Source organism: Herbaspirillum huttiense (assembly GCF_004367745.1).
GTDB classification, from domain to species: domain Bacteria; phylum Pseudomonadota; class Gammaproteobacteria; order Burkholderiales; family Burkholderiaceae_D; genus Herbaspirillum; species Herbaspirillum huttiense.
On sequence record NZ_CP037993.1, the window covers coordinates 2,393,637 to 2,414,589 of the forward strand.

The window sequence follows — 20,953 nt, forward strand, 5'->3', positions numbered from 1 at the left end:
GACCGCATGGTTGGAACGCGTCGCAGCTACTTGCCAGGTCTCCGCGCCGCGGCCTGAATCGATCGTTGCCGTCCGGACCCTGCGCGCAGCAGCCGGGTGGGCTATTGCGCTGCAGCAACCGGACCGCCTGTCTCAGGAATCGAACTTCATTCAGGCCAGGGTTTTGATGAAGGCCAGCACCTCATCCACGTGTGCAGGAACCTTCACTCCACGCCATTCTTTCACCACTTTGCCTGCGGCGTCAATCACAAACGTGCTGCGCTCCACGCCACGTACCTGCTTGCCATACATGTTTTTCATCTTCATGACGTCGAACATGGTGCACAGGGTTTCATCGGGGTCGGAGATCAGCTCGAAGGGCATGCCCAGCTTGCCCTTGAAGTTTTCATGGGACTTCAGGCTGTCGCGGCTGATGCCGAAGATCTCGGTGTTGGCAGCCTGGAATTGCGGATGCAGGTCACGGAACTGCATGCCCTCGGTGGTACAGCCGGGGGTGTTGTCCTTGGGGTAGAAATACAGAACCAGGTTCTTGCCGCGATAGTCGGCCAGGTTGAAGGTCTTGCCACTGGTCATGGCAGCCGAGAAGTCCGGCACGGTCTTGTTCAGGAGGGATGGTCGGTCTGTCAAAGTGGCGCCCCGTAGGTGAAGTCTTGTTGGTGGATGGTTGGCGGGCCGGGGTCACCGGCCCTGATGAAGCCATGATCAAATCCTGTGCAGCCTTACATCGCCTGCACGATCATCTCGCCCGACCGGCCGGGCAGTTCGCCCCAGGCGATCGGCAGGATGGGCAGGACGTCATTCTTGATGCTCTGGTAGTAGTCGCCCATGGAGACCAGTTCGTAGCCTTGGGCACGCCAGCCGGTGAGCAATTGTTCGAAAATGGGGCCGAGTTTCTGTCCTTCAAGTTCCGCGTGCAGAGTGAAGACATGGTCACGCGGTTCCTTGGTCAACTGAAGCAAAAATTCAGCAGCATTGCTCGCGTCGATCATCTTGCCGCCGATCTCGCGGCCCAGGATTTCATCCAGCGTGGGCAGGGTGGTGGGCAGTTGCACGCAGGAGAGCGGCTTGCCGAAGGCCGACAGGCGATGCGGGCCGGCATCGGCATCGGCCAGGCGGCCGTTTTCCCGCAGCTGCGAGCGGCCGTCCGAGGAGTAGGCCATGCCGAACTGGTCCAGCTGGACGAAGGCGTGATCGTTCATCTGCCAGCCCGCAGCGCCGTGCGTACGGGGTGCCTCACCGAAGATCTCGCGATAGCGGGCATGCGACTTGTGCATGGTCTCCACGGTCCACTGAGCGTCGGCGGTGCGAACGTCGTCCTGCCAGACCCGGTGGTCCCAGGTATGGATGCCGCATTCGAAACCCGCGTCCCTGGCTGAGCGCATGAAATCGGCACAGGTCTTGCCGATGTCGGGGGCGGGCAGCAGAGTGCCGTACATCAGCGTTTTGATGCCATAGTGTTCCACCACCGAAGTGCGCGAGACCTTGCTGAAGAAGCCCGGACGGAAGATCTGCTTCAGCGCCCAGCCGGTGTGGTCGGGCCCGAGCGAGAACAGGAAGGTGGCACCGGCACGATGGCGGCGCAGCTGGTTGATCAGGTTGGGGACGCCCACGCGGGTGCCGCGGTACGTATCGGCGTCGATCTTGAGAGTGAGTTTGGGCAATTCGCTGGACCGGAAAGAGGGTGATCGGCGGTGGTCCGCCATGGTGTTGCTGACTGTCGGGGTAGTGCGCCGGGCGTTGGACTGCGGCGGCTGACGACAAGTTGCGAGACTAGCATCCTGCGCCGGATAGAACAATATGCAGCAGCGCAGCATGCGGGGCAATACGGTGTCACGACGGCGATCTGTTCCGGCGCAAGCCAGACGGACATAGCCGGAAAAAGCAAAACCGCGCCGAAGCGCGGTTTGCATGAGATCGTCAGTCAGCGACCAATCAATCCATCAGCGCACGTGCCTGAGCCACCTGGCTGCGGTAGGCATCGAAGATGTTGCGCAGGGTGTCGGCCATGGTGGTCTTGGGGGCCCAGTTCAGCTCGTCACAGGTGTTGGTGATCTTGGGCACGCGGTTCTGCACGTCCTGATAACCCTTGCCGTAGTAGGCGGCGGAGGTGGTCTCGACCAGCTTGACCTGCTTGGCGGTCTCGGCGTATTCCGGGTACTCGGCGGCCAGCTTGAGCATCATGTCGGCCAGGTCCTTGATGGAATAATTGTTCACCGGATTGCCGATGTTGTAGATCTTGCCGGAGGCCACGCCGCCTTCGTTGGCGATGATCTTCATCAGGGCGTCAATGCCGTCATCGATGTAGGTGAAGGCGCGCTTCTGCTGGCCGCCGTCGACCAGGGAGATGTTCTCGCCACGGACGATGTGGCCGAAGAACTGGGTCACCACGCGCGACGAACCTTCCTTCGGGGTGTGGATCGAGTCCAGGCCGGCACCGATCCAGTTGAACGGACGGAACAGGGTGAAGTTCAGGCCGGCTTCCATGCCGTAGCCCCAGATCACGCGGTCCATCAGCTGCTTGGCGCAGGAGTAGATCCAGCGCGGCTTGTTGATCGGGCCGCAGATCAGTTCGGATTCTTCCGGATCGAATTCCTCGTCATGGCACATGCCATAGACTTCCGAGGTCGAGGGGAAGACCAGGTGCTTCTTGTACTTGGCGGCCGAACGCACGATCGGCAGGTTGGCTTCGAAGTCCAGCTCGAACACGCGCAGCGGGGCGTTCACGTAGGTCGACGGGGTCGCGATGGCCACCAGCGGCAGGATCACGTCACACTTCTTGACGTGGTATTCCACCCATTCCTGGTTGATGGTGATGTCGCCCTCGAAGAAGTGCATGCGCGACTTGTAGGCCTCGTTTTCCAGAATGTCGGTGATGCGGTCGGTCATCATGTCCATGCCATAGACGTGCCAGTCCGTGGTTTCCAGAATGCGCTTGGACAGGTGGTGGCCGATGAAGCCGTTGACGCCGAGAATGAGGACTTTTTTCATAATGTAGAGAGCTAGTGAATGGCCGGACTTCAGGAGGCCATGTATTTCAGGTAATTGTTGAGTGAAGCATCCTGATCATTGATCAGGATGCCCAGGATCTGGAGGAAGTTGCCATCGCCACAACGTGCGTACAACTTGCCGCCTTCGAAGAACTTGTCTTGCGTACCGTGGGCCCGCTGCAGCGCAGGATGGGCCGCCGGCGGAACCAGCCGGGTTCTCGTGACCGTAATTTTATCACCCGCGATTTCCTCGAAGGCACCCGGATAGGGCGGGGCCACCGCGCGCACCAGATTATGGACCTCGCCGGCGGTACGCCGCCAGTCGATACGGCCATCTTCCGGCTTGCGGCCGCTGAAGTAGCTGCCTTGCGAGAGGTCATTGGGCAGGTTGGGCGTATTGCCCGCCAGCATGGCCGGCAGCACGTTCCAGAGCGTCATTTCTGCCGCCACGACCACCTTGCCAAAGACTTCATGCGCGGTATCGTCCGGCAGAATCGGTACGGCAGTCTGCGCCACGATGGCTCCGGCGTCGGGCTTGACCGTCATCTCATGCAGGGTGGCACCGGTTTCGGTCTCGCCGTGCAGCACCGCCCAGTTGATGGGGACGCGGCCACGATACTTGGGCAGCAGCGAGCCGTGCATGTTGTAGGCACCGCGCCTGGCGCAGGCCAGCACTTCCACCGGCAGCATATGACGGTAGTAGAAACTGAAGAGGAAGTCCGGCTGCAGCGCCTGCAACTGCGCCAGCAGCTGCGGCGAGCGCGGGTCAGCGGGGGTGATGCAGGCAATGCCATGTTCGCGGCACAGGCCGGCCACGGAACCGAACCAGATATTCTCGGTAGCGCTGTCCTCGTGGGTCACCACCAGCGACACCTGCACGCCACGCGCGAGCAAGACCTTCAGGCAGCGGACGCCCACATCATGGTAGGCAAAGACGACGGCGTTCATAGGGCTTGCTTGTCTTCTGAAGAGGATTGCTCAAGGATGGCCTGCACCACATAGCGCGGGCGCGAGCGCACCTGCATGTAGATGCGGCCGATGTATTCGCCCAGCAGGCCGATGGAGAACAGGATCACGCCCATCAGGAAGAAGGTGATGGCGAACAGCGTGAAGACGCCACCGACTTCCGCGCCGATCAGCATGCGGCGCAGCACGATCAGGATGAACAGCGCCGCCGACGCGAACGACAGGCCGATACCCAGCAGCGAAAAGAATTGCAGCGGCACCAGCGAGAAGCCGGTGACCAGATCGAAGTTCAGGCGGATCAGGCTGTAGAAGGAATACTTCGATTCGCCAGCCGAGCGCTCTTCATGTTCCACCACGATCTCGGTCGGATTGCGCGAGAAGGTGTAGGCCAGGGCCGGCACGAAGGTATTGACCTCGCGGCACTGGTTGACCAGGTCGATGACGTTGCGGCCATAGGCACGCAGCATGTTGCCCTGGTCGGTCATCTTGATGCGCGTGATCTTCTCGCGCAGGCGGTTCATGGCCTTGGAGGCGTAGGTGCGCCAGGCCGAATCCTGGCGCTTGCGGCGAATCGAGCCGACGTAGTCGTAGCCTTCGCGCATCTTGGCCACCAGGTTGCCGATTTCTTCCGGCGGATTCTGCAGATCGGCATCCAGCGTCACCACCACTTCGCCACGAGTGGCTTCGAAGCCCGCCATGATCGCCATGTGCTGGCCGTAGTTGCCATTGAACAGCACCACCCGCGTCACGTCCGGGCGCAGGCGGTATTGCTCGGCCAGGATGCCGGCGGAGCGGTCGCGGCTGCCATCGTTGACGAAGATGACTTCATAGCTGTAGCCCAGGGCGTCCAGCGCCGGGTAAAGGCGCTCGAACAATTTGGAGAGCCCGGATTCCTCGTTGTAAACCGGGATGACGACGGACAGTTCTGGTTTCATCAAATATCAAAAAATAAAGGCTGGAATGCCTGGCCCTGGAGCCCGCATCCAGCGGTACTGAAAGCGTGTTCTGCAATAAATCAATGGCCCGATGCGCCACGAAACAGGGTCATCGCGGCGTTCAGGCCAGGGGAAATGCAGGAGACCAGCTTGCGAAAATGCAAATAAAACGAATTATGCCGAATTTTTTCGTCGAATTCTTTGCATTATCCGCAAAAATCAACCAAGCACCGATTTTACCGTTTCCACCGAGCGTTCCACGTCCTCTTTACTCATTGCATTGAACATGGGCAGCGACACGATGCGCTGGCCGACGCGTTCGGCCACCGGGAACATGCCTTCCTTGAAGCCACGTTCACGATAGAGCTTCAGCAAGTGAATGGAAGGGTAGTGGTAGCCGATGCCGACCTGCTTTTCCATCATCTTTTCCATGAAGGCGGCGCGAGTGATGCGCTCCGGCAGGACCAGCTGGAACATGTGCCAGTTGGAGTTCTCGAAGTCGGCCACTGGCAGCTGGGCACCGAAGCTGGCTTCGAAATCGCTGCCGAAGCAGGCGAAATAGTGGCGCGCCAGTTCCTTGCGGTGGGCGGTGACGGCATCGATGTGGGCGAACTGGCCCAGGCCGATGGCGGCGGCCACGTCGGTCATGTTGAACTTGCCGCCCAGAACATCCACTTCCAGGCCGTCGAAGCCGCTGCGGGTGACGCCCTGCAGGCGGTATTTCTCGGCCAGACGGGCTTCCTCGGCATTGTTGAGCACCAGGAAACCGCCTTCGGAACTGGTGATGTTCTTGTTGGCCTGCAGGCTGAAGGAGACGAAATCGCCGAAGGCACCGATGCGCTTGCCCTTCCAGGTCGAACCCAGCGCCTGGGCGGCATCTTCCACCACGCGCAGATTGTGCTTGGCGGCAATCGCGTAGAGGCGGTCCATGTCCAGCGGCAGGCCGGCCAGGTAGACCGGGATGATGGCCTTGGTGCGCGGGGTAATGGCGGCTTCGAGGCGGTCCAGGTCGATGTTGCGGGTGACCGGATCGATGTCGGCGAACACCGGGGTGGCGCCGGTTTCCAGGATCACGTTGGCGGTGGCGACCCAGGAGATGGGAGTGGTGATGACTTCATCGCCCGCGCCGATGCCGGCGATGCGCAGCGCGATTTCCATGGTGCAGGTGCCGGAGTTGAAGGTACGCACGATGCGTCCGCCCAGGTAGTCCGACAAGGCTTTTTCGAACGCCTGCACCTTGGGGCCGCTGGTGATCCAGCCCGAGCGCAGCACTTCACCGACGGCGGCGATGGTGGCTTCATCGATGGTGGGTTTGGAAAACGGCAGGAAAGGCAGGCTCATGGTGGAATCCGGTCAGACTAGGTTCAAGGGGAGGGCGCTGCCGCAGCGGGCAGCGCAGTGGCCGGCACGCCGGGCGCGCGGCAACCCGGTATTGTAAATCAGCTTCTGGTCAGCAAGACCACGCCGACGATGATCACGCCGATGGCCAGCAGGCGCTGCAGGGAGATGGCTTCGCCCAGGAAGTACCAGGCACCGATGGCGTTGATGATGTAGCCCAGCGAGAGCAGCGGGTAGGCGATGGTCACGTCCACCCGCGACAGGCCGATGATCCACACGCCCACCGAGATCACGTAGCAGGACAGGCCGCCGATGATGGGCAACTGGGTAGCCAGCTTGAGGCCGGTGGAGAACCAGTTGTCCGCCGTCAGGTGGATCGCGCCGACGGCATTGGTACCGGCCTTGAGCAGCAGTTGTGCAACGGCGTTCAGGCAGATGCCGACGAAGATGAAGCCAAAGGTAGTCAGGTTCATTTCGCCGCCTTCTTCTCGCCGGCGACCGCTGCGGCAGGGGCCGGGTCATTGGCCACGATCACGCGGCGCGGGTCCTGGCCGATCAGGCGCATCGGCAGCTTGCGCTCGACCAGCTGCTTGTAGATGGTCGGATCGATGATGGCGATATCCTTCTTGCCAGCCGCGTTGTCGGCCACCCATTGCGCCACGAAGGCGTCGATGGTCGGCAGCCACAGCTGCGGTTCCTGCTTGAGGCCGAACTCCATTTCGTCGGCATGCTGCACCAGGGTCATGGTGCGGCGCAGGTAGAAGGGCAGGGCCTGCTCATAGCGGCCGACCAGGTAGATCGGGGTTTCCGGCTTCAATTCGGCCTGCAGCGCCGGCACGTAGTCCACGCCCGCCGAGTAGCGCCCCTGCGGATCATGGCCCAGCATCAGCAGCTGGCCGGCCACGAAGGCGGTCGCCGCCAGCGAGGTCACGGCCCAGTCCTTGTGTTGGCGTGCCAGGCGGATGGCGGCAATGCCGCCGACGAAGAAGATCAGGGTGGCGGCGTACAGGTAGGGCACGTGGGCCTCCACCAGCGGCAGCGAGTAGGCATCCTTGGCCAGCGAGGGCACGCGCGGGATGAAGGCCAGCGCCACCGCCGAGGGCAGAGCCACCAGCGAACCGGCCCAGGCCAGCGCCTTGTAGTCCGCTTCGTCCAGGTAGCAGGCGATCAGCAGCGCCAGCGCCGGGAAGATCGGCAGGATGTAGGAGGGCAGCTTCGAGTCCGAGATGCTGAAGAACACGAAGATGAACACCGCCCACACCAGCAGCATCCGCTTGGGCTGGAAACGTCCGCCGTTGAGGCTGTTGTAGCCGGCGGTGTCGCGTTGCTCGCGGGTGCCTTTCCACAGGCTCTGGAAGAACACGCCCAGCCAGGGAATGATGCCCAGCACCAGGATGGGAATGAAGTAATACCACGGACCGGTGCGGCTATGGATCTTGGTGGTGAAGCGCTGGAAGTGCTCGTGGATGAAGAAGAACTGCGGGAATTCCGGATTGCGCAGCGACACCGCCACGAACCATGGGGTGCAGATCGCAAAGAACAGGATCAGGCCCTTGACCAGATGCAGCCGCTTCCAGATCGCCCAGTCGCGCGCGAACAGGGTATAGAGCACCAGCACCGCACCGGGCAGAACGATGCCGATCAGGCCCTTGGACAGCACCGCCAATGCCATGCCGGCCCAGCACAGGAGCATCCAGTTGCGCTGGCCTTCACGGGAGGCACCGTCGCGCTGCGCCATCAGCAGCGAGCAGAGGGCGATGGTCATCATGCCCGACAGGCCCATGTCCAGCGTATTGATGTGGCCCATGCCCGCCCAGAAGAAGCTGGAGGCCAGCACCAGGGCGGCATAGAAGCCGACGCGGCCGCTGAAGACGCGGGTGCCGGTATAAGCCGCCAGGCCGATGCCCAGCAGGCCGCACAGGCCGGTCCACAGGCGCGCCTGCCATTCACCGAGGCCGAACAGCTCGAAGGTGATGGCATTCATCCAGGTTTGCAGGGGCGGCTTCTCGAAGTACTTGATGCCGTTCAGGCGGGTGGTGATCCAGTCCTGCGTGGCCACCATTTCGCGCGCCATCTCGGCATAGCGGCCTTCGTCGGTGGGCACCAGTACACGGGCTCCGAGCATCCAGAACCAGACCAGCAGGAAGAGAATGAGCAGCGTCCAGACGAACGCCTTGGATTTATACAGTTCGCGCATTGACAGCGGTTCCTTGTTGCGTGTTCTTGGGTTTCTTGTCGCGGCAGGTGCCGGCGTCAGGCCTGGGGCGCAATGATCAGCGCCAGCGCCACCTTGCGCCCTTCGGCCATGAGAATGTTGTAGGTCCGGCAGGCGGCCTGGTTGTCCATGCACTCCACGCCGATGCGGCGCGCAGTCAGCACCGAGGTCAGCTTGGGATGGACGAAGCGCTGGCGCTCGCCGGTGCCCAGGATGACCACGTCCGGTGCGGTGGCATCGATCTGGGCAAAATGCTCGGGAGTGAGCGCCTCGAAGCTCTCTGCCGGCCAGGGCACCGGCTCGGTCTCGGGCAGCACCAGGAGGCTGTTGGTGAAACGGATGGCATTGAGCTCGACGCCGTCCTCATCATAGGCGGTGACGGTCTGGTATTGCTTGGTTTCGGTCGAATGGAGCTTCATCGCAGATGGGCAGGATGGGTTGCAGGCGGCCCCGCGGGGCGAACGACCGGGCCATGATGTCAAGTCGACATGCATCGCAGCAACGCGGTCGTAAAGTGCGCCATTGTAGCCGTTTCCGACCCCGGCGCACGCCTATTTGATTGATAAAATGCTTAGCTTTGGGCAAAATGGCCGGTTCCCGGCAAGCCCATGAGGCAGCGCCGCAGGCCGCTTTGCAGGTGCTTTACATTGCACTGCAGCAGGCAAAAACGTGCAGGAAAATGATGGCAAGCGTGGTAATGGAGGGGAGCCGCAGGATAAAGGTTCCGGTCCGGTGCCCGCGGCCGATGAAGCAGGACAGGACGGGCAGGGGCCGACGCCGCCTGTCGCGAAACGATTAGAGGAAGAGCTGTGCGACCGATTCAGAAATCCAAGAAGCTGGCAGATGTGTGTTACGACATTCGGGGTCCCGTGCTGGAAAAGGCGCGCCAGATGGAGGAAGAAGGCCACAAGATCATCAAGCTCAACATCGGCAACCTGGCCGCCTTCGGCTTCGATGCGCCCGACGAGATCGTGCAGGACATGATCCGCAACATGGGCAATGCCTCCGGCTACACCGATTCCAAGGGCCTGTTCGCGCCCCGCAAGTCGGTCATGCACTACACCCAGCAAAAGAAGATCGAAGGCGTGACCATCGATGACATCTACCTGGGCAATGGCGCGTCCGAACTGATCGTCATGAGCGTCAATGCGCTGCTCAATACCGGCGACGAAGTGCTGGTGCCGTCGCCGGACTATCCGCTGTGGACGGCCGCCGTGAGCCTCTCCGGCGGTACCCCGGTGCATTATGTCTGCGACGAACAGCAAGGCTGGCAGCCCGACATCGCCGACATCAAGAAGAAGATCACCCCCAACACCAAGGCCATCGTCGTCATCAACCCCAACAACCCGACCGGCGCGCTGTATTCGGTGGACGTGCTGAAGGAGATCATCGAACTGGCGCGCCAGCATCAACTGATCATCCTGGCCGACGAGATCTACGACAAGGTGCTCTACGACGGCAACACCCACACCTCGCTGGCCTCGCTGGCCGACGATGTGCTGTTCATCACCTTCAACGGCCTGTCCAAGAACTATCGTTCCTGCGGCTACCGCGCCGGCTGGATGGTGGTTTCGGGCGAGAAGAAGCATGCGCGCGACTACATCGAAGGCCTCAACATGCTGGCCTCGATGCGCCTGTGCGCCAATGCGCCCGGCCAGTTCGCCATCCAGACCGCGCTGGGCGGCTACCAGAGCATCAATGACCTGGTCGCCCCCAATGGCCGCCTGACCAAGCAGCGCGACCTGGCCCACAAGCTGCTCACCGATATTCCCGGTGTGACCTGCGTCAAGCCCAAGTCGGCGCTCTACATGTTCCCGCGCCTGGATCCGGAGGTCTATCCGATCAAGGACGACCAGGAATTCGCCTACGAACTGCTGGCCGAGGAAAAGGTATTGATCGTGCAGGGCACCGGCTTCAATTGCCCGACGCCGGACCACTTCCGCGTGGTGTTCCTGCCCAACACCGACGACCTGACCGAATCCATGGGGCGCATTGCGCACTTCCTGGAAGGCTATCGCCGCCGCCACGGCACGGCCTGACCCGTTTTGCAGTACCCGTCACGGCCGCTGCCTGCGGCGTGGCGGTCATTTTTCACCAACCACGAAGACAATATGAAATCCATCAAAGTAGGTTTGCTCGGCATCGGCACCGTGGGTTCCGGTACTTTCAATGTTCTCAAGCGCAACCAGCAAGAGATTGCGCGCCGTGCAGGCCGGGGCATTGAAATTACCATGGTCGCCGCTCGCAATACTGCCCGCGCGACCGAACTGACCCGGGGAGAAGTCAAGGTCGTCAATGACGGCAACCTGGTGGTGAACGATCCCGAGATCGATATCGTCGTGGAGCTGATCGGCGGCGATGACATCGCCCGCGACCTGGTGCTCAAGGCCATCGCCAACGGCAAGCACGTGGTCACGGCCAACAAGGCCCTGATCGCCAAGCATGGCAATGAAATCTTCAAGGCGGCGCAGGAAAAGGGCGTCATGGTGGCCTTCGAGGCGGCCGTGGCCGGTGGCATCCCCATCATCAAGGCCCTGCGCGAAGGCCTGACCGCCAACCGCATCCAGTGGGTGGCCGGCATCATCAACGGCACCACCAACTTCATCCTTTCCGAGATGCGCGACAAGGGCCTGGACTTCGACGTGGTACTGAAGGAAGCGCAGCGTCTGGGCTATGCCGAAGCCGACCCGACCTTCGACATCGAAGGCGTGGATGCCGCCCACAAGCTGACCATCATGGCCTCGATCGCTTTCGGCATCCCGGTGCAGTTCGACAAGGCCCACGTGGAAGGCATCACCAAGCTGCAGGCCAGCGACATCACCTATGCCGAGAAACTGGGCTACCGCATCAAGCTGCTGGGCATCACCCGCCAGACTGCCAAGGGCATCGAACTGCGCGTGCACCCGACGCTGATCCCGGCCTCGCGCCTGATCGCCAACGTTGAAGGCGCGATGAATGCCGTGGTGGTGCGTGGCGACGCCGTGGGTGAAGCGCTGTACTACGGCAAGGGTGCCGGTTCCGAGCCGACCGCCTCGGCCGTGATCGCCGACCTGGTCGACATCACCCGCCTGGCGACTGCCGACCCCGAACACCACGTGCCTTCGCTGGCCTTCCAGCTCAACGCCATGGCCGATACCCCGGTGCTGCCGATGAGCGAAGTCGTGACCAGCTACTACCTGCGCATCCGTGTGGCCGACCAGGCGGGTGTGCTGGCCGATGTGACGCGCATCCTGGCGGATTCGACCATTTCCATCGACGCCATGCTGCAGAAGGAGCCGGCTGAAGGCGAGCAGCAGACCGACATCATCATGCTGACCCACCAGACCCAGGAAAAGAACATCGAGGCTGCCATTGCCAAGATCGAAGCCCTGGCTACAGTGGTCGGCCAGGTCACCAAGATCCGCCTGGAAGAGCTGAGCTGATCTGGACTTCTGTGGCCATCGCCGCAAAGAAAAACGGAGCCCGCGGGCTCCGTTTTTCTTTGGATCGGGAAGAAGGGGGGGGTGGTAAACGCCCCCTATGATCATTTCTTCAGTTCGAAATTGCAGACTGCCTGCAGCATGGCGTCGCCGACCGACATCGGCTTGGGCTTGATGAACTCTTGTCCCTTCAGGGCATCGCTGTGGTCACGCTTGTCGCCCTTGCCATCGTTCTCGGCGAAGATGATTTCGCGCACCAGCTTCATGCTGCCGGCCTTGCAGTTGTACTGGTGCAGGTCCTTGTAGGATTTCAGCGCGGGGAAGCTCTTGTCGCCATTGTTGGGACGCGCTTCCTTGAAGTTCCACATCGACCAGGCTTCGCGGATGCCGCCCGATTCGACGATGGAGTCGGTATCGACCAGCAGTTCGGACGTATCCGAGCCACCCAGCGATTGCCAGTTCTCGGCGTGCGCCGGCAGGCTCGCCAGCAGGGTGCCGAACAGGCCGGCCGCGGCCAGCAGGGTCTTGATCTTGTGGTTCATGCCGTTTTCCATCCTTTTGAGTTTGAAGTGCATCTTTGATGTGGCCAGCGTGCAAACATTCCCGCCATCCCGGCGGCGCTGCACGAAGTGGCGCAGCATAGCCCGGGCATGCGCGGCTTTCAAGGGTGGTAACGTTTTATTTCAGCTTGCGCCGGCGCCATGATGATTCAGTGCAACAAATGGCCTGTCAGCCCGAGACCCTGCGCCACCGCCCTGTCTGCAGGTGCAGCTTTCTTCCATGCCGCGCTTTTGTGCAGCGCCCGCTGGCCGTATAATCGTGGACTTTCCTCCCATTCCACGCTCCCGCCGCCTGCCGGCGCATTCTAATCGACATGCAATACGTTTCCACCCGCGGTCACGCTGCAACTCCTACCTTTTCCGACATCCTGCTGGGCGGCCTGGCCCCTGACGGCGGCCTGTACCTGCCGGCCACGTATCCGCAGGTCAGCGGTGCCGAGCTGGACCAGTGGCGTACGTTGTCGTATGCCGACCTGGCCTTCGAGGTGCTCAAGAAATTTGCCACCGACATTCCCGAAGCCGACCTGAAGGCGCTGGCCCACAAGACCTATACCGCCGACGTCTACCGCAACACCCGCGCCGGTGAAGATGCCAGCCAGATCACCCCGCTGCGCACCCTGCAGGAAGAAGACGGCAAGAAGCTGGTGCTGCAGAGCCTGTCCAATGGTCCCACGCTGGCCTTCAAGGACATGGCGATGCAACTGCTGGGCAACCTGTTCGAATATGCGCTGGCCAAGAAGGGCGCAGAGTTGAACATCGTCGGCGCCACCTCCGGTGACACCGGCAGCGCCGCCGAATACGCCATGCGCGGCAAGAAGGGCATCCGTGTCTTCATGCTGTCGCCGCACAAGAAGATGAGCGCTTTCCAGACTGCGCAGATGTTCAGCCTGCAGGACCCGAACATCTTCAACCTGGCCGTGGAAGGCGTCTTCGATGACTGCCAGGACATCGTCAAGGCCATCTCCAACGACCTCGAATACAAGGCCGCCAAGAAGATCGGCACCGTCAACTCGATCAACTGGGCGCGCGTGGTGGCGCAGGTGGTGTACTACTTCCGCGGCTATCTGGCAGCGACGACCAGCAACGAGCAGAAGGTGTCCTTCACCGTCCCCTCGGGCAACTTCGGCAACATCTGCGCCGGCCACATCGCCCGCATGATGGGCCTGCCCATCGACAAGCTGGTGGTGGCCACCAACGAGAACGACGTGCTGGATGAATTCTTCCGCACCGGTCACTACCGCGTGCGCAAGTCCGCCGAGACCTACCACACCAGCAGCCCCAGCATGGACATCAGCAAGGCCTCCAACTTCGAGCGCTTCGTCTACGACCTGCTGGGCCGCGACAGCGCACGGGTCAAGGCGCTGTTCCACAAGGTCGAGACCGCAGGCGGCTTTGACCTGAGCGGCCAGGCCGGCAGCGACGGCAATGAATTCGCCAGCGTCCTGCAGTATGGCTTCGCCTCCGGCAAGTCGACCCACGCAGACCGCCTGGAGACCATCCGCTTTGCTGAAAAGGCCTATGGCATCACGGTGGACACCCATACCGCCGATGGCATCAAGGTAGCGCGCGAGCATCTGACGCCGGGCGTGACCATGATCGTGCTGGAGACGGCCTTGCCGGCCAAGTTCAATGAAACCATCCGCGAAGCCCTGGGCCGCGACGCCGACCGTCCGGCGGGCTTCGAGAACATCGAGGCGCTGCCGCAGCGCTTCGAGGTGATGCCGGCCGATGCCGCCCGGGTGAAGGCTTACGTGGCCGAGCACACCGGTCTGTAAGCCGCGCCTTACCATCTCTACGCCGTCCGCGCCATTGGCCCGGACGGCGTTTTTCATGGAGCGCGTACGGGCGGCGATTGCATTAGAATGTCGGGTCGCTGTATCGACCAGAAAACAACGCTTCACCCTTGTCCCGAACTTCGATCTTCTCCGTCAGGCCTGCCATGTCCTCCACGCCCACTCCTTCCGCTGCCCCCTCATCCGACAAGCCGGCCCGCCCGCCCATGCAAAGCGTCAACCAGGCGCTAGATACCTTGTTGTCGGCCGCCGTGCCGGTGGTGGAGAGCGAGACCGTCGATACGCTGGAGGCGTGTGGACGTGTGCTGGCTGCGCCGGTGACGGCTTCCATCGATGTGCCCGGCATGGACAATTCGCAGATGGATGGCTACGCCGTGCGGGCGGCGGATTGCGCATCGGGCCAGGCGCGCCTGCGCGTATCGCAGCGCATTCCGGCGGGCCACGTGGGCCAGCCGCTGGAAGCGGGTACGGCGGCGCGCATCTTCACCGGCGCGATGATGCCGCAGGGCGCCGACGCCGTGGTCATGCAGGAAGCCTGCGAGACCGAGGGCGAGTACGTGGTGATCCGCCATGTCCCCGAGAGCGGTGAATGGGTGCGCCTGATCGGTGAAGACATCCGCCAGGGCAGCACTATCCTCGCCGCCGGTACCCGGCTGCGCCCGCAGGAACTGGGGCTGGCGGCTTCCATCGGACAGGCGCAGCTGCAGGTGCTGCGGCCGGTACGCGTGGCGGTGTTCTTCACGGGCGATGAACTGACCATGCCCGGCCAGCCGCTGAAACCGGGCGGCATCTACAACTCCAATCGCTTTCTGCTGCGCGGCCTGTTGCAGAAACTGGGCTGCCAGGTCAGTGACTTCGGCATCGTGCCCGACAGTCTGGAGGCGACCCGCCAGACCCTGCGCGAGGCCGCGCGCGAGCACGATCTCATCATCACCAGCGGCGGCGTCTCGGTGGGGGAAGAGGACCATGTGAAGCCTGCTGTCGAAGCCGAGGGCCGCATCAACATGTGGCAGATCGCCATGAAGCCTGGCAAGCCGCTGGCCTTCGGCCAGGTGCGCCGCGGGCCAGGGGCGGGCGAACAGGGAAGTGAAGCTTTCTTCCTGGGGTTGCCGGGCAATCCGGTGTCGTCCTTCGTCACCTTCCTGCTTTTCGTCAGGCCCTTCATCCTGCGCCTGCAAGGGCTGCCGCGCGAGGCCGTGTTGCCGCAACCGGTGGCCATGCGCGCCGACTTCGACTGGCCACGTGCCGACCGCCGCCAGGAATTCCTGCGCGTGCGCCGCAATGTCCGGGGCGGACTGGATCTGTTCCCCAGCCAAGGGTCGGCAGTGCTGACCTCGACTGCCTGGGCCGATGGCCTGATCGACAATCCGCCGGGGCAGATCATCGCCGCCGGCGACACGGTGCAGTTCCTGGCCTTCGATCATCTGCTGAACTGAACGCGGCGCAACAGCGATGAGACTGGCGGAGATCGATCAGTACCTGAGCAGCAGCATTCCCAGCGAAGCCACCGGCTGGCGGCGCTTCGTGCTGGAGTTCCTCATGTTCGGCCTCAAGGAGGCGCGCTGCTGCCTGTTTGCGGGGCTGTTCTTTGCGGCCGTGTTCCTGATGCCGCGCGCCGGTCTGTTCGGCATTCCTCGCTATGACGCCTTGCTGCTCTTCGCCTTGCTGGTGCAGGTCTGGATGGTATCGACCCGCATCGAGACCATCGCCGAACTCAAGGCCATCAGCGTGTTCCACGTGGTCGGTTTTGCGCTGGAGGTGTTCAAGACCTCGGGGGCGATCCAGTCGTGGAGCTATCCTGACTTTGCCTATACCAAGCTGTTCGGGGTGCCGCTGTTCTCCGGCTTCATGTATGCCGCCGTGGGCAGCTACATCATCCAGGCCTGGCGGCTGTTCGACCTGCGCATCCAGCATCATCCCCCTTACTGGATGGCGACCCTGATCGCCTTGCTGATTTACGTCAATTTCTTCACCCATCACTACATCGGTGACTACCGCTGGTACCTGGCAGCCTGCGCGCTGGGCCTGTATGCGCGTTCCACGGTGCTGTTCCGTCCGCTGGACCGCGATCGCAAGATGCCGCTGCTGCTGGCGTTCCTGCTGATCGGATTCTTCATCTGGCTGGCCGAGAACATCAGTACCTTCTTCGGCATCTGGCGCTACCCCAACCAGATGGGGGCCTGGTCCACCGTGCACCTGGGCAAGTGGAGCGCCTGGTCGCTGTTGGTCATGATGACCTTTACCATCGTGGTGCATCTCAAGCATATCCGCAGCAAGATTCATATCGCCCACTAAGGGCCTGCTGCCACCCTCAAGGAAATCCATGAAAATCGAACTTCGTTTCTTCGCCAGCGTGCGCGAAGCCCTGCAGACCTCGCAGGAAATCATCGAGCTGCCGGACAGCGTCAAGACCGTCGGCGACGTGCGTGCCTTCCTGATGGGCCGTGGCGGCATCTGGGCCGAAGTGCTCGGCCCCGAAAAGAATTTGCGCATGGCCTACGACCATGAAATGACGGAGGCCGATACAGAGGTCGTCGATGGCGGCGAAGTGGCCTTCTTCCCGCCCGTCACCGGAGGCTGAGGTGAGCCCCCGCCGCGATCCCGTAGCCGGCACCATTGCGCATTACAGCAGCCATGCCGAGAGCTTTCGCGAAGGGACCTGGGATCATGACGTCAGCCAGAACATGGCAGCCCTGCTGGACGCACTGCACGCCAGGGCGGGAGCCGCCGGGCAGGGACCGTTCACGATCCTCGATGTCGGCTGTGGTCCGGGGCGCGACCTGATCGAATTCACCCGGCGCGGCCACGTGGCAGTGGGCCTGGACGGCACTGCCGAGTTCGTCGAAATGGCGCGAGCGGCCAGCGGCTGCGAAGTCCTGCACCAGGACTTCCTGCAACTGGATCTGCCGGTGGCGCGCTTCGACGGGATCTTTGCCAATGCCTCGCTGTTCCATGTGCCGGCGGTGCATTTGCCGCGCGTGCTGGGGCAGTTGCATGCCAGCCTGAAGCCGGGCGGCATCCTCTTCAGTTCCAATCCACGCGGCAATGACCTGGAAGGCTGGAGCGGTCCGCGTTATGGCGTCTGGCATAGCCTGGAAGGCTGGCGTCGCTACCTGCAGCCAGCAGGTTTCATTGAATTGCGGCATTATTACCGCCCTGACGGTTTGCCGCGCGAGCAGCAGCCGTGGCTGGCCAGCGTCTGGCAAAAGACGGAAGACCCGCATCCAGCGGGCTGAGATTGACCATTCGGAATCCCGATTCTTTGGGAGGAGACCAGGCCTGCGCCAAACAGGTCTGCGGAGGGGGTGCAAAAGACATCGTTCAATGAAGCGATGCGCATTCATCCACACCTGTAGAAGGATCTATCTTGATTTCGACCCATCTGGCCGCCTGGGCGGCCCAGGACACGCAGTTGCTGCTGGTGACGCTGGCGGCACTGGTCACCATCGTGGTGCTGATCAGTTTCCTGTCCATCGCACCTTTCCTGTCCATCCTCATCGGTACCTTCGTGGCCGGCATCGGTGCCGGCCTGCCGCTGGAAGACATTGCCAAAGCCTTCAGCAAAGGGGCCGGCAGCCTGCTCGGCGAAGCCGGCATCATCATCGCGCTGGGGGCCATGCTGGGCGCGCTCATGGCCGAATCGGGCGCAGCCGACCGCATCGTCAATACCCTGCTGCGCTATGCGCGCGGCAGCATCATCCCCTGGATGATGGCGCTGGTGGCGCTGGTGGTTGGCCTCCCGCTGTTCTTCGAAGTGGGGCTGGTGATGATGGCACCGATCATCTTCGTGATGGCACGCCGTTCCGAACTGCCCATCATGCGCGTGGCCATTCCAGCACTGGCCGGCATGACTACTTTGCACGCGCTGCTGCCGCCGCATCCGGGCCCGCTGATCGCCGTGTCCGCGCTGCACGCCGACCTGGGCACGACCATGCTGCTGGGCTTCATCGTGGCCATTCCGGCAGTGATCATTGCCGGTCCCCTGTACGGCAACTTCATCGCGCCGCGCCTGAACCTGGCTGAACCGGATCAGATCGGCAAACTGTTCAGCGCCCGTGAAGGCCAGTCGCAGCCCAGCTTCCTGGTGGCGCTGGTGACCATCCTGCTGCCGGTGGTGCTGATGCTGGGCCGCACCGTGGCGCGCATCTGGGTCACGCCCAAGACCGAGCTGTTTGAAATGCTCAATTTCTTCGGCGAACCCATCATCGCGCTGACCGTGACGGTGCTGTTTGCGGTGGTGGTGCTGGGCTGGGGGCAGGGCAGCAGCCGCTTTGAAGTTGGTGCCACGCTGCGCCGCGCCTTGCCGCCCATCGCCGGTCTGTTGCTGACCATCGGTGCGGGTGGCGGACTGAAGCAGACCCTGCTGTCGGCCGGTATCAGCGACACCATCACCAAGATCGCCGATGGCACCCACATGCCGTTGATCTTGCTGGCCTGGATCATTGCCGTGGCGCTGCGCCAGGCCACCGGCTCGGCCACTGTCGCAACGACTGCTACGGCCGGTATCGTGGCGCCGCTGGTGGCGGGCCTCTCTGCCACCCACAACTCGCTCATGGCACTGGCCATCGGGGCTGGCTCGGTGTTCTTCTGTCACGTCAATGACGCCGGCTTCTGGATGGTCAAGGAATACTTCGGGCTGAACCTGAAGCAGACCCTGGCTACATGGTCGGTGATCCAGACGCTGGTCTCGGTGATCGGGCTGGGCATGACGCTGCTGTTGTGGGGACTGCTGGTGTAACGCCGCTGCACTCGCGGACGGGCTGGCGCTGGTAGAATCGCAGCCTGCATTCATTTCCTGTTGAATCATGCCCGTCCGCGTCCAGACTGCCGATTTCGATCTCTCCACTGAAGTGGCGCAGTTGCGCCTGGCCAATCCGCGCGTCGGCGCGGTGGTCAGTTTCGTGGGTACCGTGCGCGATCTCAACGATGGCGCGGCGGTCTCGGAGATGGAACTGGAACATTATCCGGCCATGACCGAGCGGGCCCTGGAGCAGATCGTGGAACAAGCCAAGGCACGCTGGCCCATCTTCGATGCGCTGGTGATTCATCGCGTCGGCCCGATGCAGCCGGGCGAGCAGATCGTGCTGGTGGCGGTGACCTCACCGCATCGGGGCGAAGCCTTTGCCGCCTGCGAATTCATCATGGATTACCTCAAGACCCAGGCCCCGTTCTGGAAGAAAGAGCAAACACCCGACGGTGCCCGCTGGGTCGATGCCCGCGAAAGCGACGACACGGCGCTGGCCAAGTGGGCGCAATAAGTCAGCATCGCCCGGGACACTGATCCCGGCGACGCCATCAACGGCACAAAGGGGGATTTTCGTCTTGCCATTCACTTTCCGCTTTCCCCGCATCCCGGGTCTGCCCACGACGGCCACGGCTCCGTTCTGTCCTTCCGAAGTTGCCGGTACCGTCAACGTGCCGCGTGGTGCTTCGGTCTGGCAGAAGCTGCGCATCTATGTCGGGCCCGGTCTGCTGGTCTCGATCGGCTACATGGATCCGGGCAACTGGGCCACGTCCATCCAGGCGGGTTCGCAGTTTGGTTATCAGCTGCTGTTCGTGGTGATGCTCTCCAGCCTGGCCGCCATCGTGCTGCAATGCCTGTGCGCGCGGCTGGGCATCGCCACCGGCAAGGATCTGGCGGTGCATTCGCGCGAGCACTATCCGCCCGCCGTGGGCAAGGGCATGTGGGTGCTGGCCGAACTCTCGATCATCGCCTGCGACCTGGCCGAGGTGCTGGGCTGCGCGCTGGCCTTCAACCTGCTGCTGGGGGTGTCGTTGCCGGTGGGCGTGCTGTTGACCGCGCTGGATACGCTGATCGTGCTGGGCTTGAAGGGAAGGGGATTTCGCCAGGTCGAGGCCATCATCCTGGGCCTGGTCATCACCATCGCCGCCTGCCTGCTGGCGCAACTGGCCTTCGTCAAGGCGGACTGGCACGAGGTGATGCAGGGCTTCGTCCCCTCGCTGCAGGCCATTTCCAGCCGCGAGCCGCTGTACCTGGCCATCGGCATCATCGGTGCCACGGTGATGCCGCACAATCTCTACCTGCATTCCTCCATCGTCCAGACCCGCAGCGTGCAGCGCGATCCGGCCTCGCTGCTGGAGGCGGTGCGCTATACGCGGGTCGATACCACGGTGTCGCTGCTGATCGCCATGGTCATCAACGCCACCATCCTGATCCTGGCGGCATCGGCCTTCCACAAGAGCGGCAATACGCAGGTTGCCGAGCTCGATCAGGCCTATCACCTGCTGGACCCGATTACCGGCTCGGCCATGGCGGCCATTCTGTTTGGGGTAGGCTTGTTCGCCTCAGGACAGAGTTCGACCTTCACCGGCACCATTGCCGGGCAGGTCATCATGGAAGGTTTCCTGAAACTGAAGATTCCCTGCTGGCAGCGACGGGTCATCACCCGCGCGCTGGCCCTGGTACCGGCGCTGATCGGCGTGCTCACGCTGGGACCGCATTCGGTGGGCAAGCTGCTGGTCGCCAGCCAGGTGGTGCTGTCGCTGCAGCTGCCCTTTGCCATGTATCCGCTGATCCGCCTCACCAGCCGCCGCGATCTGATGGGCGACCTGGTCAACCGCTGGTGGGTGAGCGCATTGGCCTGGCTGCTCTTCGTGACCATTTCGGGGGCCAATGTGTGGCTGGTGTGGCAGGTGTTTGCAGAGTAGTAAAAAGCCATTTGCGCATCAAACTATCACGATTGCCCTGGCTTTTCGGTTCAATAATGATAGTATGATGT

20 protein-coding genes are annotated in these 20,953 nt (G+C 62.5%); 10 read left to right on the forward strand and 10 right to left on the reverse strand.

All coding sequences use genetic code 11. From position 1 onward, the window contains the following. Nucleotides 1-150 precede the first annotated feature (150 nt). The 9 genes from E2K99_RS10890 to E2K99_RS10930 form a co-directional block, all read right to left on the reverse strand. Nucleotides 151-627, reverse strand: a complete 477-nt coding sequence (locus tag E2K99_RS10890) for a peroxiredoxin (RefSeq protein WP_083859450.1) — start codon at nt 625-627, stop codon at nt 151-153. Nucleotides 628-719: 92 nt separating this feature from the next. Beyond that, the gene (locus tag E2K99_RS10895; RefSeq protein ID WP_134222218.1) at nt 720-1,661 is read right to left on the reverse strand and encodes a polysaccharide deacetylase family protein; all 942 of its coding nucleotides are present in this window, start codon (nt 1,659-1,661) and stop codon (nt 720-722) included. 271 nt (nt 1,662-1,932) lie between these two features. After that, nucleotides 1,933-2,988 (reverse strand): bifunctional UDP-4-keto-pentose/UDP-xylose synthase, encoded by a 1,056-nt coding sequence (locus tag E2K99_RS10900; protein WP_051057356.1) that lies wholly within the window; start codon nt 2,986-2,988, stop codon nt 1,933-1,935. A 29-nt stretch (nt 2,989-3,017) separates the two neighbouring features. Continuing rightward, nucleotides 3,018-3,935: a formyltransferase gene (locus E2K99_RS10905; RefSeq protein WP_134222219.1), complete on the reverse strand. Its 918-nt coding sequence runs from the start codon at nt 3,933-3,935 to the stop codon at nt 3,018-3,020. Further along, nucleotides 3,932-4,888 (reverse strand): glycosyltransferase, encoded by a 957-nt coding sequence (locus tag E2K99_RS10910; RefSeq protein ID WP_034330258.1) that lies wholly within the window; start codon nt 4,886-4,888, stop codon nt 3,932-3,934. The genes E2K99_RS10905 and E2K99_RS10910 overlap by 4 nt, the downstream gene beginning before the upstream one ends. 219 nt (nt 4,889-5,107) lie before the next feature. Continuing rightward, entirely contained in the window at nt 5,108-6,229 is a 1,122-nt protein-coding gene (locus E2K99_RS10915) for a DegT/DnrJ/EryC1/StrS family aminotransferase (RefSeq protein ID WP_134135257.1), read from the reverse strand. 98 nt (nt 6,230-6,327) lie between these two features. Next, entirely contained in the window at nt 6,328-6,699 is a 372-nt protein-coding gene (locus E2K99_RS10920) for an EamA family transporter (RefSeq protein WP_121039800.1), read from the reverse strand. After that, entirely contained in the window at nt 6,696-8,423 is a 1,728-nt protein-coding gene (locus E2K99_RS10925) for a glycosyltransferase family 39 protein (RefSeq protein ID WP_039788408.1), read from the reverse strand. The genes E2K99_RS10920 and E2K99_RS10925 overlap by 4 nt, the downstream gene beginning before the upstream one ends. 56 nt (nt 8,424-8,479) lie before the next feature. After that, nucleotides 8,480-8,860, reverse strand: coding sequence for an Mth938-like domain-containing protein (locus tag E2K99_RS10930; protein ID WP_134222220.1), 381 nt, complete (start codon nt 8,858-8,860; stop codon nt 8,480-8,482). 390 nt (nt 8,861-9,250) lie between these two features. On the opposite strand from E2K99_RS10930, the gene E2K99_RS10935 reads away from it, so the two are divergent. After that, nucleotides 9,251-10,480, forward strand: a complete 1,230-nt coding sequence (locus tag E2K99_RS10935; protein WP_039788404.1) for a pyridoxal phosphate-dependent aminotransferase — start codon at nt 9,251-9,253, stop codon at nt 10,478-10,480. A 72-nt stretch (nt 10,481-10,552) separates the two neighbouring features. Further along, nucleotides 10,553-11,863, forward strand: coding sequence for a homoserine dehydrogenase (locus E2K99_RS10940; RefSeq protein WP_134222221.1), 1,311 nt, complete (start codon nt 10,553-10,555; stop codon nt 11,861-11,863). Nucleotides 11,864-11,964: 101 nt separating this feature from the next. On the opposite strand, the gene E2K99_RS10945 is transcribed toward E2K99_RS10940, so the two are convergent. Beyond that, nucleotides 11,965-12,402 (reverse strand): surface-adhesin E family protein, encoded by a 438-nt coding sequence (locus E2K99_RS10945; RefSeq protein ID WP_034340981.1) that lies wholly within the window; start codon nt 12,400-12,402, stop codon nt 11,965-11,967. Between the two features lie 332 nt (nt 12,403-12,734). Between E2K99_RS10945 and thrC the strand changes: the two genes are divergently transcribed. From thrC to E2K99_RS10985, 8 genes are all read left to right on the forward strand, one after another. After that, nucleotides 12,735-14,195, forward strand: coding sequence for a threonine synthase (thrC, locus tag E2K99_RS10950; protein WP_134222222.1), 1,461 nt, complete (start codon nt 12,735-12,737; stop codon nt 14,193-14,195). A 164-nt stretch (nt 14,196-14,359) separates the two neighbouring features. After that, nucleotides 14,360-15,649, forward strand: coding sequence for a molybdopterin molybdotransferase MoeA (locus E2K99_RS10955; RefSeq protein WP_134222223.1), 1,290 nt, complete (start codon nt 14,360-14,362; stop codon nt 15,647-15,649). Nucleotides 15,650-15,665: 16 nt separating this feature from the next. Next, nucleotides 15,666-16,508 carry a DUF817 domain-containing protein gene (locus E2K99_RS10960; protein WP_121039812.1) on the forward strand — a complete coding sequence of 281 codons (843 nt, stop codon included), beginning with the start codon at nt 15,666-15,668 and terminating at the stop codon, nt 16,506-16,508. A 28-nt stretch (nt 16,509-16,536) separates the two neighbouring features. Beyond that, nucleotides 16,537-16,794 (forward strand): molybdopterin converting factor subunit 1, encoded by a 258-nt coding sequence (gene moaD, locus E2K99_RS10965; RefSeq protein WP_121039815.1) that lies wholly within the window; start codon nt 16,537-16,539, stop codon nt 16,792-16,794. 1 nt (nt 16,795) lies between these two features. Then, nucleotides 16,796-17,449 carry a class I SAM-dependent methyltransferase gene (locus tag E2K99_RS10970; RefSeq protein ID WP_134222224.1) on the forward strand — a complete coding sequence of 218 codons (654 nt, stop codon included), beginning with the start codon at nt 16,796-16,798 and terminating at the stop codon, nt 17,447-17,449. Nucleotides 17,450-17,580: 131 nt separating this feature from the next. Beyond that, a complete protein-coding gene (locus E2K99_RS10975) occupies nt 17,581-18,951 on the forward strand; it encodes a GntT/GntP/DsdX family permease (RefSeq protein WP_039788393.1) in 1,371 nt (456 codons plus the stop codon). A gap of 67 nt (nt 18,952-19,018) precedes the next feature. Then, a complete protein-coding gene (gene moaE, locus E2K99_RS10980) occupies nt 19,019-19,471 on the forward strand; it encodes a molybdopterin synthase catalytic subunit MoaE (RefSeq protein ID WP_134222225.1) in 453 nt (150 codons plus the stop codon). A 64-nt stretch (nt 19,472-19,535) separates the two neighbouring features. Further along, a complete protein-coding gene (locus E2K99_RS10985) occupies nt 19,536-20,882 on the forward strand; it encodes an Nramp family divalent metal transporter (protein WP_134222226.1) in 1,347 nt (448 codons plus the stop codon). Nucleotides 20,883-20,953 lie beyond the last annotated feature (71 nt).

Bases quoted from the DNA above. Each gene is read 5' to 3' on its own strand.
- E2K99_RS10920 (WP_121039800.1), bottom strand. From the start codon at position 6,699: ATGAACCTGACTACCTTTGGCTTCATCTTCGTCGGCATCTGCCTGAAC.
- E2K99_RS10955 (WP_134222223.1), top strand. From the start codon at position 14,360: ATGTCCTCCACGCCCACTCCTTCCGCTGCCCCCTCATCCGACAAGCCG.
- E2K99_RS10915 (WP_134135257.1), bottom strand. From the start codon at position 6,229: ATGAGCCTGCCTTTCCTGCCGTTTTCCAAACCCACCATCGATGAAGCC.
- E2K99_RS10900 (WP_051057356.1), bottom strand. From the start codon at position 2,988: ATGAAAAAAGTCCTCATTCTCGGCGTCAACGGCTTCATCGGCCACCAC.
- thrC (WP_134222222.1), top strand. From the start codon at position 12,735: ATGCAATACGTTTCCACCCGCGGTCACGCTGCAACTCCTACCTTTTCC.
- E2K99_RS10940 (WP_134222221.1), top strand. From the start codon at position 10,553: ATGAAATCCATCAAAGTAGGTTTGCTCGGCATCGGCACCGTGGGTTCC.
- E2K99_RS10945 (WP_034340981.1), bottom strand. From the start codon at position 12,402: ATGAACCACAAGATCAAGACCCTGCTGGCCGCGGCCGGCCTGTTCGGC.
- moaE (WP_134222225.1), top strand. From the start codon at position 19,019: ATGCCCGTCCGCGTCCAGACTGCCGATTTCGATCTCTCCACTGAAGTG.
- E2K99_RS10925 (WP_039788408.1), bottom strand. From the start codon at position 8,423: ATGCGCGAACTGTATAAATCCAAGGCGTTCGTCTGGACGCTGCTCATT.
- E2K99_RS10905 (WP_134222219.1), bottom strand. From the start codon at position 3,935: ATGAACGCCGTCGTCTTTGCCTACCATGATGTGGGCGTCCGCTGCCTG.
- moaD (WP_121039815.1), top strand. From the start codon at position 16,537: ATGAAAATCGAACTTCGTTTCTTCGCCAGCGTGCGCGAAGCCCTGCAG.
- E2K99_RS10910 (WP_034330258.1), bottom strand. From the start codon at position 4,888: ATGAAACCAGAACTGTCCGTCGTCATCCCGGTTTACAACGAGGAATCC.
- E2K99_RS10930 (WP_134222220.1), bottom strand. From the start codon at position 8,860: ATGAAGCTCCATTCGACCGAAACCAAGCAATACCAGACCGTCACCGCC.
- E2K99_RS10960 (WP_121039812.1), top strand. From the start codon at position 15,666: ATGAGACTGGCGGAGATCGATCAGTACCTGAGCAGCAGCATTCCCAGC.